The sequence below is a fragment of the Ralstonia sp. R-29 genome (genome assembly GCF_049913345.1).
Classification (GTDB): Bacteria; Pseudomonadota; Gammaproteobacteria; order Burkholderiales; family Burkholderiaceae; genus Ralstonia.
Genome location: NZ_CP184377.1, coordinates 933,843 through 945,103, shown reverse-complemented (window position 1 = coordinate 945,103; position 11,261 = coordinate 933,843). Strand labels below are relative to the sequence as shown.

The 11,261-nt window shown below is 62.9% G+C and carries 8 protein-coding genes and 1 tRNA gene; 1 reads left to right on the top strand and 8 read right to left on the bottom strand.

Going from position 1 to position 11,261, the window contains the following annotated elements; translation table 11 throughout:
- Nucleotides 1-15: 15 nt before the first annotated feature.
- The 7 genes from ACN9M1_RS04440 to rpoD all read right to left on the bottom strand — a co-directional run bounded on the left by ACN9M1_RS04440 (nt 16) and on the right by rpoD (nt 9,109).
- Nucleotides 16-1,032, bottom strand: coding sequence for an MBL fold metallo-hydrolase (locus ACN9M1_RS04440; RefSeq protein ID WP_426397731.1), 1,017 nt, complete (start codon nt 1,030-1,032; stop codon nt 16-18).
- A 194-nt stretch (nt 1,033-1,226) separates the two neighbouring features.
- Nucleotides 1,227-1,730 carry a hypothetical protein gene (locus ACN9M1_RS04435; protein ID WP_426397729.1) on the bottom strand — a complete coding sequence of 168 codons (504 nt, stop codon included), beginning with the start codon at nt 1,728-1,730 and terminating at the stop codon, nt 1,227-1,229.
- Nucleotides 1,731-1,842: 112 nt separating this feature from the next.
- Nucleotides 1,843-2,667, bottom strand: a complete 825-nt coding sequence (locus tag ACN9M1_RS04430) for an OmpW/AlkL family protein (RefSeq protein ID WP_426397727.1) — start codon at nt 2,665-2,667, stop codon at nt 1,843-1,845.
- A gap of 86 nt (nt 2,668-2,753) precedes the next feature.
- Nucleotides 2,754-4,022, bottom strand: coding sequence for a DUF2957 domain-containing protein (locus ACN9M1_RS04425; RefSeq protein WP_426397726.1), 1,269 nt, complete (start codon nt 4,020-4,022; stop codon nt 2,754-2,756).
- Nucleotides 4,023-4,119: 97 nt separating this feature from the next.
- Nucleotides 4,120-5,685, bottom strand: coding sequence for a DUF2957 domain-containing protein (locus tag ACN9M1_RS04420; RefSeq protein ID WP_426398797.1), 1,566 nt, complete (start codon nt 5,683-5,685; stop codon nt 4,120-4,122).
- Between the two features lie 736 nt (nt 5,686-6,421).
- Nucleotides 6,422-6,500: transfer RNA gene (locus ACN9M1_RS04415), tRNA-Ile, on the bottom strand.
- 122 nt (nt 6,501-6,622) lie between these two features.
- Entirely contained in the window at nt 6,623-9,109 is a 2,487-nt protein-coding gene (gene rpoD, locus ACN9M1_RS04410; protein WP_426397724.1) for an RNA polymerase sigma factor RpoD, read from the bottom strand.
- Nucleotides 9,110-9,188: 79 nt separating this feature from the next.
- Here rpoD and ACN9M1_RS04405 point away from each other — a divergent pair, with 79 nt between their 5' ends.
- Complete coding sequence (locus ACN9M1_RS04405; RefSeq protein ID WP_156667244.1) at nt 9,189-9,335, top strand: hypothetical protein; 147 nt, start codon at nt 9,189-9,191, stop codon at nt 9,333-9,335.
- An 84-nt stretch (nt 9,336-9,419) separates the two neighbouring features.
- On the opposite strand, the gene dnaG is transcribed toward ACN9M1_RS04405, so the two are convergent.
- Complete coding sequence (gene dnaG, locus ACN9M1_RS04400) at nt 9,420-11,231, bottom strand: DNA primase (RefSeq protein ID WP_426397722.1); 1,812 nt, start codon at nt 11,229-11,231, stop codon at nt 9,420-9,422.
- Nucleotides 11,232-11,261: the final 30 nt, after the last annotated feature.

Here is an 11,261-nt window from a genome sequence, read left to right as displayed (position 1 = left end):
CGGGCGTCTAACCCATCAGTCCGCGCGGTCGGTACGCAGCGGACCGTACTCGATGGGCACCCAGGCGAAGGCCTTGCCGTCGCGGCGCACGTGACCCAAGCCGGGGAACGGCAGGTGCGCACCGGCCACCCACAGCTTGTCCTGCGCCGCTTCGTTGAACAGCTTGCGGCGCGAGGCGACGGCCTGCTTCTGATCGACGTCGTATTCGAACGCAACCTCAGGGTGCTGGAACTGCACCGCGTGGCTGTGCACGAGGTCGCCCCACACCAGCAGGCTGTGCCCCTTGGATGCGAACAGATAACCGCTATGCCCCGGCGTATGACCATTGGCGACGACTGATCGCACACCGGCCACCACGTCATCGCCCGGCTTGAACTGCTTGAGCTTGCCAGCCGCCGCATATGGCGCCACTGCAGTACGCGCCATCTGGAAGAACGGTTGCATGTCCTTCGGCTTGGAAGCGGCAATCGTTTCGCTCAGCCAGAAATCGGCTTCCGGCGCGGCCACATAGACCTGCGCGTTCGGGAACGCCGGTTGCCCTTGCGGAGTCAGCAAGCCGCAGGCGTGGTCCGGATGCAGGTGGGTCAGCAGCACGGCGTCGATCTGCTCGGGCTGGTAGCCCGACGCACGTACGTTGCCGGCCAAACCACCCATGGTCGGGCCAAAGCACGTGCCCGAACCGGTATCCACCAGAATGCGCTGGCTGCCCGTGTCGATCAGGAAACCGTTCACCGCCGTCTGCATGCCCGGCGTGTTCGACACGAACATCCGTGCCAGCAGGCTCTGCACAGATTGCGCACTCAGACCGACCAGTGTCTTGGCGGGCAAGTCAACGTAGCCGTCATACAGCGCGGTGACAACGTCGTCGCCGAGGGCCATGCGGTAGTAACCGGGCACTTGCGCGCGTTGTTGTGTGACGGCGGGCGTGGAGGCTGGAGTGGAGGTTGCAGCGGGCGTCGCGGTCTGGGCGTGAACTCCGCCAATCGAAGCAGCCATCGCAACGGCCACAGCAACAGAGGTGAACAAACGCATGTCTTGGCTCCTGTGAAATTAACCACTGCCCCGTTGCAGCGGCGAGCCCGGATCATGCCACTTATCATCCACCCGCGTTGTCGCTATCGGCGGCAGGGGTATTGCCTGAAAACGCACAAGGCCCGACATGCCGGGCCCATTGCTTCACGCCGATCGACCGCGGCTGCGCATCCGCCAGTCAACCGGTTACGTGCTTACTGCACGTGGAACTTCGGTGACGACACGACGGTGCCGCTCACGGTGCAGTCCGGCGTGAGCAGCGCGTTGGTGAACGTCAACGACGAGTTCGGATCGTTCCACGCGGTCACGACCTTGCTCGGGCCACAGCCGCCCAGCAAGAAGACGTTGACCGCCGCATTGTTGATCGACAGCTGGGTCGTGCTGTCGGCCTGGCCCGTCCACGGGTTCGAGCTGCTGGCTGTTCCCGAGATGAGGCCGCACGTCCCGCCGCCGGTAAACGATGTGGACGTGATATTGACGATGCCCGACGGCGTGATCGTGCCGGTGAAGGTCGCTGTGCAATTGGCGCTGATGGAGCCCTTGGACAGCGTGGTCTGGCCGGTGACCGAGAACGGCTCGCCGTTCGGGTTCATCGGCTGGCCATCGACACGCGAAACGGTGACGGCAAGTGCGGGGGTGGCTGCTACGGTGGCAAGTGCGAGTGCAACTGCAAGAGATACGGCTTTACGTGTGCTCATTTATTGCCTCACTAGAACTGACGGTAGAGACCGTCTTAAAAATGCGGCGCAAACCGGTTCCCGCTCGGTTCGCGCCGCGCCAATTAGCCAGGCGCAGACAGCCAATACCCAGCTAAAACTTGTACGACACCCCGAGGAACGTGATGATCGGATTGGCCTTGAGCGTGGTCTTGGTCGTGGCCAGCGTGGTGCCGTCCGCCGCCTTGATCACGGTGGCCGCTTCCGTCTTGAGCGGGATGTACGACACCGTGGCCGTCAATGCCCAGCGCTCGTTGATCGCATAGCTCGCCCCCAGGTTGAAGATGGGCGCCCAGGACGACGACGATTTCCCCTCGACGTGCGTCGGCCCCGGCTTGCCGGCGCCGGCCGCCAGCACGCTACCCAGTTCACGGTTCACCGCGGCCGCAAAGTTCGGGTTCAGCTCGATGTTGGTGAAGAAGCTGTAGACCACGCCCACCCCCGCAAACGGCCGGAACTTGGATTGCGCATGCCCGAAGTACCACTGCACGATGACCCCCGGGCTCCATTGGCGTGCCTTGCGTACGGCAGGCTGGTTGGACGGATCGTCCAAATCGACATGACCAAGTGCACCGGCTGGCCCAGGCGCGCGGATCACGCCATGCCCCGTCAACTTGAATTCGGGGGGCACGCCGGCGATGGTGGTCAGCGCAACGTTGTCGGTAAAGAAGTGCGTGAGGGTGAGGCCCAGTGTGTTGGCATTGCTCACGCGCAACCCGCTGTTGGGCGACGTGAAGCTGCCGGGCAAGCGCAGCGGATCATTGATCGGCGCGTTGATCACGCTGGTGGTGAGGTTGCCGCTCGAATCCTGCGGCATGATGTGGAACCAGCCCACCGTCGCCACGTTGTCACCGGCCTGCTGCGCCATGGCACCTGCGGATGCGCAGGCCACCGCCAACGCGACAGTCAGTTGTTTCATGATGCGTCCTCCTGTTCTTCTGTGCGAGGCGCAGGCCGACGTTGCGTCATCGGTGCCGCGCCCCGTGGCGTGTTGTTCCGGAAACGTCACTGCACGAAGGCGCCGACGGTGAAGTACGGGTTCTTCGTGTCGCTCATGTCCAGGAAGCCGAAGGTCTTGCCGGTGAAGATCAGCTTGCCGGTCGGGGCCGAGCCGGCCGGTGCGCTCGTCTGCGTGGTGCGGATCACGCCGGGCACCGACTGCGTGAAGTCCAGATTCAGCGGGCGCGTCAGCGCTGCCTGCGATGCATTGAACGGATCGAGCAACGTGGCCTGCGTGCCCACCAGCGCAGTGGCGCGATAGTTGAACTGGCTGTCCACGCCCGTGTACTCGCCGTCCTGCGAACCCAGCGCAATGTTCGTGGCAGGCGCCATGATGGAAATGCCCGACTCGTCATCCGCCACCGGTGGGCCCGCTGTCAGATCGGAGTTGGCCGCCCCCACGCGAATGAAGATCGGCACGAGCTGGTTGTACAGCTTGCCCACGATCAGCACGCCCTTGCCCGCCTTGTTGGGGTCGAGCGAGGACACCGTTGCCGGCACCTGCGGCTGGTAGTTCAGCGTGGTGAAGGCCGGTGAATCGCTGCGCAGCGTGAGCTTCTGGTTGACCGTTGCGCTTGATGACAGACACACACCCCCATTCTTCACGCCCAGGTTGTCGCACTCGGTGTAGGTGCCATCCGCGTTGATGGTGAACCGCGCATCGACCGCCTGCTGCGAGAAGCTCTGCGATGGCACCTGGTGATAACCGAGTTGGTTGTAGTTGCCCGCGATCTTGGTCAGATCCGTCTCGGTGTTGGAGAAACTGATGAACGGGTAATACGGGAACGTGGTCCGCGCAATCTTGCCCACGCCGACGATGCCATCGAACTGGATCGTCGCGCCCGGAATCGTGCCGCCCAGAACGCCCTGCCCCAGGAAGAACCGCGCCGGGCGGCTGGGGTCGAGGCTCGCGTTGTTCAGGCGATATGCGCACTGGTTGAGCTTCTCGGTCGGCAGTGCCGTCTCTTGCGTGAGCGTGCCGCTCTGCACGTTGTTGGGCGCGGTATCGCGCGTGGGTGCCACGGTGCCCGTCGTCACGGGAATCGGCGAGGCCAGATAGGTGATCTGGTACGTCATCTTGGTGGTGTCCAATTGCACCTTCACCAGCTCGCCCGAGCCGGAGCCGCCGGTGAACACCGTGTTGTAGTCGATGGCCTGCGGGCACAGGCGCTGGATCACCGGGGGCGGCGGATCATCGCCCCCGCCACATGCTGTCAAAAGTGCCGCCACCATCGGTGCGCATGCGAGCGCGGCCAACCATGTACGCCATTGCATTTGCGTCTCCTCCATGTTGTTGTTCAGACGCGGCGGCGCGCATGTTGCAGGCACAGCCGCCGCGCTCGATTGCGTTGAAGCGCCTCCTTGAAGCGCCTTACTGCACGAATGCGCCCACCGTGAAGAACGGGTTGTATTTGTTGTTGTTCATCAGCATGGCGTACACGTTGCCCACCTTGACGGCCACGCCCGTGTCGCCCGCCTTGAACAACGCCACGTTGCCGCCAGGGCCTTGCGCGTTGAAGTCGTTCTGTGCCGTCACCAGCAACTTGCCGGGCGAGGCTTGCGTGTAATCGAGTGAGAACTGCGCCGTCACCCGTGAGGTGAGCGGATTGATGAACGCCGCGGTGCCGTTCTGGAACAGCGTTGACGTGTAGTTGGCCGCGAGCGTGGACACGGCCGTGCCATCGCTGCAATTGCCCGCAGAGGCATGGAAGAACCCGCCGCTGTACGCGCCCGACAGCTCGGGATGATCCACCGTGGCGTTCAAGCCATTGCCGCTGGCCGGCGCGCCGCTCGGGCCGTTGTTCGTCACCACGCCACATGCCGAACCACTGGTTGCGCCGATGTATCCACCCTTGAGCACATTGGCCGGAATGGCCGTCGCCGGCGACAGAATCGAGATGCCGATCTGGTCATCCGCCACCGAAGCGAGCAGGTTCGCCGCATCGCTATGCGAATAGCCGACGCGGATTACCACCGGCACGACCTGCCCGTTCAGCTTGCCGGCAATCAGAATGCCCTTGGCCTGGCTTGGCGCCAGCAGCACCAGCGGCGACACCTGCCCCACATACGGATACGGCACGCTGCCGCTCGTCGGGTTGCTGACAAACACGTTGTCTTGCGACCCATCGGTGTTCTGACGCCGCGTCCACGGCGTGCCGGTCGTGTGGCAGGAATAGTCGATGCCCTCGGCCGTGCAGGTACCGTCGGCATTCAACGTTTGCGTCCAGTTGACGGCGTCGGGCTGCCAGCCTTGCGGGGCAGTCGTCTGATTGCCCGAGCCCGTCGGCGTGACATGGACACCCACTTGGTTGTAGCGACCGGCCACCTGTGAGAAGTCCGTGACCGTCTCGGAGAAGCCCAGGAACGGATAGAAATCAAACGTACGGGAAGGCACTGCGCCAATCACGACGCCGGGAATCGGCTGGATGCCATCAAACTGGATGGTCGCGCCCGGTATGCCGCCACCCACGATGCCCTGGCCCACAAACAGCATCGGCGGATCTTGCGGATTGACGGTGATGGCATAGCTGTTGTCGTCCGTCTTGCCCGACTGCAGCACAAACGCACAGCGGTTCTGCTCGGGCGTCGGCAAGTTGCTCGGATGGACAAACGCACCGTTGATCGTCAGCCCCTTGCGCGTCGTATTCACCTGTCCCGCTGAGGTCGGCACCGACGACTCGATGAACTGCATCTGGTACGTGTTCTTGCTCGTATCGAACTTGACCTTGATGTACTCGCCGCTGCCCGAGCCACCGGTGTACGTGGTCGAGTAATCCAGCGACGCCGGGCACAGCATGCTCTGCGTCGTGGGCGAGGTATTCGCGCCGCTGGGCGGACATGAACTGCCCGAACACTGCGCCACATCCGACGCGCCCGGATCATCCGCTCCCCCGCACCCGCCAATGAACGGGATCGCCAGCATGCAACTGGTTGCCATGACAACAACGAAATGACGTTGATTACCCACGGTTTCCTCCTTGGGTTTTGAAACGTGTTGTGACGTGCTGTGTTTCGTGCCGGAGAACACCGGCCATATCCCCGCCCGCCGGCATACGACGGCCAGCAGCGCACGATCGGCTCTGTCAGCAGATCGATTTAGAAATCAGCAAAAGCAATGAACGCGTTTGCGACGCGCGCCACTGGCGCGGCACGCCGCCCGGCAAGCGCCAGGGCAAGAAGCAATGTGGTGAAAACCGCCGCTAACGCGATAAATCTGCCGCGATGCAATAACCACGGCGAAAACGATGACGCGCGGGGGCACGCGCAAAGGCGGAATGCTGGAAGGGCCCGTTTTGAATGCGTAACATCCTATGTCTCCGAAGGGGTACGCGACTGCTTATTGACTTATCGTTGTGTGCGCAACTATGGGCTGCGGGCAGTGTGAAGTAAATAGAGATTTCATTCAAAACAATGCCGGCAATCGCCCGCACAAGCAGGCACGGCGCGGTTTGACGGCATTTCAAACGAGGGAATGAAATCGTTTCGTTTGAAGTGTTTTAAACCCATCCCCTGCGTGTGGGGAGAATGTCTGGCTGAGGCGACAATTAGCCGACGATTTCCAATTCGGATATTGTTGCGACGCGCATGGGGTAGCAAAAAACGATCCCGAGCTCAAAACGCATCCAACAAAATCGCCGGACAAAGCGGCGCATCGGAATACAGAGAGGAATGAATGGTGGGCCCCCCGGGAGTCGAACCCGGCACCAACGGATTATGAGTCCGCTGCTCTAACCAAGCATGAGCTAGAGGCCCAGAGAACGGCGCCCTGAGGGAACACGCGGGCAACCGGCAAAAAATTGACCCGGCGGATTAGGCCGGGCCATGTGCGTGATTTTAACCGAAAGTGGGCGCGAACCCACTCCGGAAATCCCGCTTTAGCTCCCTTCCAGGAAGCTCTTCAGCTTGTCCGAACGGCTCGGATGACGCAGCTTGCGCAGCGCCTTCGCTTCGATCTGACGGATACGCTCACGGGTCACGTCGAACTGCTTGCCGACTTCTTCCAGCGTGTGGTCGGTGCTCATTTCGATACCGAAACGCATGCGCAGCACCTTGGCTTCGCGCGGCGTCAGCGAATCGAGCACGTCCTTCACCACGCCGCGCATGGAACCATGCAGTGCGGCTTCGGCAGGGGCCAGCGTGTTCGTGTCCTCGATGAAGTCGCCCAGATGGGAGTCGTCGTCGTCACCGATCGGCGTTTCCATGGAGATCGGCTCTTTGGCGATCTTCATGATCTTGCGGATCTTGTCTTCCGGCATCTCCATCTTCTCGGCCAGCGTTGCCGGATCCGGCTCGTTGCCGGTTTCCTGCAGAATCTGACGCGAGATGCGGTTCATCTTGTTGATCGTCTCGATCATGTGCACCGGAATCCGGATGGTGCGTGCCTGGTCGGCGATCGAACGCGTGATGGCCTGACGAATCCACCACGTGGCGTACGTCGAGAACTTGTAGCCGCGACGGTATTCGAACTTGTCCACCGCCTTCATCAGGCCGATGTTGCCTTCCTGGATCAGGTCGAGGAACTGCAGGCCGCGGTTCGTGTACTTCTTGGCAATCGAGATCACCAGACGCAGGTTGGCCTCGGTCATTTCACGCTTGGCTTCCCGCGCACGACGCTCGCCTTCCGACATCTTGCGGTTGACGTCCTTGAGTTCGGACAGCGGCAGCACCACGCGGGCCTGCAGATCGATCAGCTTCTGCTGCAGTTCGTGCACGGCCGGCACGTTGCGCTCGACGATGGTGCTGTACGGCTTGCCGTCCGCCACCACGGTCTCGATCCACTTGAGGTTGGTCTCGTTGCCCGGGAAGCGCGAAACGAACTCGCCACGCGGCATGCCGCACTTGTCGACCACGATGTTCAGGATGGCGCGCTCCAGCTTGCGCACTTCGTCCACCTGACCGCGCAGCGTGTCGCACAGACGCTCGACGTTGCGTGCGGTGAAGCGGATGCACATCAGTTCAGCCTGGATGGCTTCCTGCGCCTTCACGTACGACTTGGACTTGTAGCCTTCCTTCTCGAACGCGCGGCGCATCTTGTCGAACTGGTCGGCGATCACGCCAAACTTGACCAGTGCAGCCTGCTTGAGTTCTTCGAGTTGACGGGCCGAAGCGGCGGCAGCGCCGGCGCCTTCATCGTCTTCCTCTTCCTCTTCGTCGGCTTCCTCTTCGGCTTCTTCTTCCTCGAACTCCTCTTCTTCCTCGGCTGCAGCGGCAGCGTCGGCTTCAGCGTTCGGGTCGATCAGGCCGTCGATGTATTCGTCGATCTTGGCTTCGTCGTTGGCGACGCGCTCGCCCATGGCGAGGATTTCCGAAATGGTGACCGGGCAGGCCGAGATGGCCATGACCATGTCCTTCAGGCCGGCTTCGATGCGCTTGGCGATGACGATTTCGCCTTCGCGCGTCAGCAGCTCGACCGTGCCCATTTCGCGCATGTACATGCGCACCGGGTCGGTCGTGCGGCCGAATTCGGAGTCAACCGTCGACAGCGCGGCTTCAGCTTCTTCTTCAGCCTCTTCTTCCGTGGTGACGGAAGGCGCGTTGTCGTTCAGGAGCAGCGTTTCGGCGTCCGGAGCCTGCTCGTACACGGCAACGCCGATGTCGTTGAGCGTGGCGACCAACGTTTCCAGCGACTCCACGTCGACCATGTCGTCGGGGAGGTGGTCGTTGATTTCGGCGTAGGTCAGGTAGCCGCGCGATTTGCCCAGCTTGATCAGCGCCTTGAGCTTCTGGCGGCGGGCCTCGAGCTCTTCTTCCGAACCGCCTTGCTGCGAGGCAGCAAATTCCTTGAGCAGTGCTTTTTCCTTGGCCTTGCGGTCACGGGCCTTCAGCTTTTCGGTTTTCGGTGCCGGAGCGGCGGGGGTGTCAAATTCTTCAGTCACGTCCGTGCTGCTGTCATCGTCTGCCTGCGTCTCTGCCTTGGGCTTGCGGCCGCGCTTTTTGGGCTCGGCTGCTGCTTCGGCGCGAGGCGCAGGAGGAGTTGTGGGGGTGGCCACTGCCTGGGCGGTGCGCTTGGTGTCTTCCGCAGTTGCCTTGGCTGGCTTGGCTGCGGTGCTGGTACGAGCGGTACCCGTTTTGGTTGCGCTTGCGCTGGCAGGGGTCTGCTTGCTCTCGACTTCGGTAGCTTTCGATTTCGCCACGGTGGTTGTCTTGCCCTTGAGTGCGACTGAAGCGGCTGTTTTGCCGCCAGGTCTGGCGCTCGTGCTGATCGACGTCGAGACCTTGTCTGCAGTTGAAGACTGGATTGCACTTTTTGCGCGCGCTGCTGCCTTGACGGGCTTGGCGGCGACGGTAATCTCGGCGGTCTGGCGCGGCTGGGCTTTCCCCGTCTTTGCCGGCACAGTCGCCTTTGTTACCGCTTGCCCCATATGGCTCCGACCATTCGCGACTTTCGCCGTTCCCGTTGAAGTCTTTCCTCCTCCGGCGCCATGCGCCGATGAGGATCGCGTGGCAGAAACAGAAGCAGGACTGGCCTTGGAACCGGTCTTCGCGGAGGTCTTCACCTTCACCATGGGCACGCTCACTCCCCCAAAATGGGAAAAAGATATTGCAATCCGAACCGGCTATTCTAGCACGCCAGACCAGCCGGTCTAAGTGAAAATCGGGTTTTCGCCTGAAAAATCAAGGGGCTACCCGCAATTGCCCGCCGCGCTTGGAATGCCTGCTGCGGCGTGTGCGCTACACGAGCCTGCGCCGGCGGCTGATCTCGCCCACCAGCCAGCGCATGCGTTCTTTATCGTCGTCGCTGGCGTGGCCGGCCTCCATCTTGCGCTGCAACATTTCGAGTTCGCGCTTGAGCGGCTCGGCCAGCATCTTCTGCACGGCCGAGTCGAACTCGGCCGTCGCGGGCTCCAGCTCGATATCGTCCTCCAGCACGGCAACTCGCAGCCCGGCGAAAGCCTCTGCATAAGGCGTCTGGCCCAAGCGCTCGACGAAGGCGCCGAAGTGCATGTCGGGGCTCGCGGCATCACATTCGGCCAGCAGCCCCGCCAATACCTCACCTTGGGGCAGTTGGGGCGCAGTCAACTGGGCCCGTGCGTCTGCGTCGAGGCGGGTGGCGAGCAGGGGGTAGCGCATCAGCAGCCGCAGCAGCTTCTGCTCCAGCGCGGTGGGTGCCGTGCGCGCCACACGCGGGCGTTTCTGCGTCATACGTCCGGCGTGAACCGGGTCGCTGCGCAGGCCGCATAGGGCCTCGATATCCGCGGGCGTGGTTCCCGTCATCTCGGCCAAGCCGCGCACAATCTGCAAGCGCAGGCCGCCGGACGGCATGGCGGTCAGCAGCGGCTTGGCTTCGTACTGCGCACGCGCACGGCCTTCGGGCTGACGCAGATCGAGGTCTTCCGTCACGGCCTGCAGCAGGAAGCGCGACAGCGGCATGGCGTTGTGCACTTCGCGCGCGAAGGCTTCGGTGCCCTCTTCGCGCACGAAACTGTCCGGATCGTGCTCAGACGGCAGGAACAGGAACTTGATGGTCTTGTTGTCGGTGGCGTGCGGCAGGCAGGCTTCCAGCGCGCGACGCGCGGCGCGGCGACCGGCGGAATCGCCATCAAACGAGAAGATGACGGTATCGACCTGTCGCAGCAGCTTCTGCACGTGGATCGGCGTGCAGGCCGTGCCCAGCGTGGCCACGGCATTCGCAAACCCGAGCTGCGCGAGTGCTACGACGTCCATGTAGCCTTCCACGACCAGCACGTAGTCCAACTCGCGGATGGCGTTGCGCGCCTCGAACAGCCCGTACAACTCCGTGCCCTTGCTGAACAGCGGCGTCTCGGGAGAGTTGAGGTATTTCGGCTCGCCCTGCCCCAGCACCCGGCCGCCAAAGCCGATCACCACGCCCTTGGTATTGCGGATCGGGAACATGATGCGATCGCGGAAGCGGTCGTAGCGGCGGTGCGAGCCGTCGGCGCTGGTCTTCTCGCTTTCGATGACGAGGCCAGCTTCGATAAGCGGCCCGGCGGTGGCGTCGTCCCGGTACGGGCCAAATACGGCTTCGAGCGATTGCCAGTCGTCGGGCGCATAGCCGAGGCCGAAATGCGCGGCGATCTCGCCGGTCAGGCCGCGGCCCTTGAGGTACTGGATGGCATTGGGGGCGCTGCGCAGTTGCTTGCGGTAGTGCTCACAGGCGCGAGCCATAACGTCGCCGAGGGCGACGGTCTTGGCTTGCTGCTCGGCGCGGGCGGCAGGCGGCAGGCCGCCGCGCTCCTCCGGCACCACCATGCCGACGGACTGCGCGAGGTCCTTGATGGCCTCGACGTACGACAGCCCGGAAAACTCCATCAAGAAGCCAATCGCCGAGCCGTGCGCGCCGCAGCCAAAGCAGTGATAGAACTGCTTGGTCGGCGACACCGAGAACGACGGCGACTTCTCGTTATGGAACGGGCACAGCCCCATGAAGTTGGCGCCGCCCTTCTTCAACTGCACGTAACGGCCCACCACGTCGACGATATCGACGCGGTTGAGCAAGTCGTCAATGAACGGCTGCGGGATCACGCGGGGTGCGCCCCTTTGGGTGTTGCGGGT

Bases quoted from the DNA above. Each gene is read 5' to 3' on its own strand.
- ACN9M1_RS04425 (WP_426397726.1), bottom strand. From the start codon at position 4,022: ATGCAATGGCGTACATGGTTGGCCGCGCTCGCATGCGCACCGATGGTG.
- ACN9M1_RS04430 (WP_426397727.1), bottom strand. From the start codon at position 2,667: ATGAAACAACTGACTGTCGCGTTGGCGGTGGCCTGCGCATCCGCAGGT.
- ACN9M1_RS04420 (WP_426398797.1), bottom strand. From the start codon at position 5,685: ATGGCAACCAGTTGCATGCTGGCGATCCCGTTCATTGGCGGGTGCGGG.
- ACN9M1_RS04435 (WP_426397729.1), bottom strand. From the start codon at position 1,730: ATGAGCACACGTAAAGCCGTATCTCTTGCAGTTGCACTCGCACTTGCC.
- ACN9M1_RS04440 (WP_426397731.1), bottom strand. From the start codon at position 1,032: ATGCGTTTGTTCACCTCTGTTGCTGTGGCCGTTGCGATGGCTGCTTCG.
- rpoD (WP_426397724.1), bottom strand. From the start codon at position 9,109: ATGGGGCAAGCGGTAACAAAGGCGACTGTGCCGGCAAAGACGGGGAAA.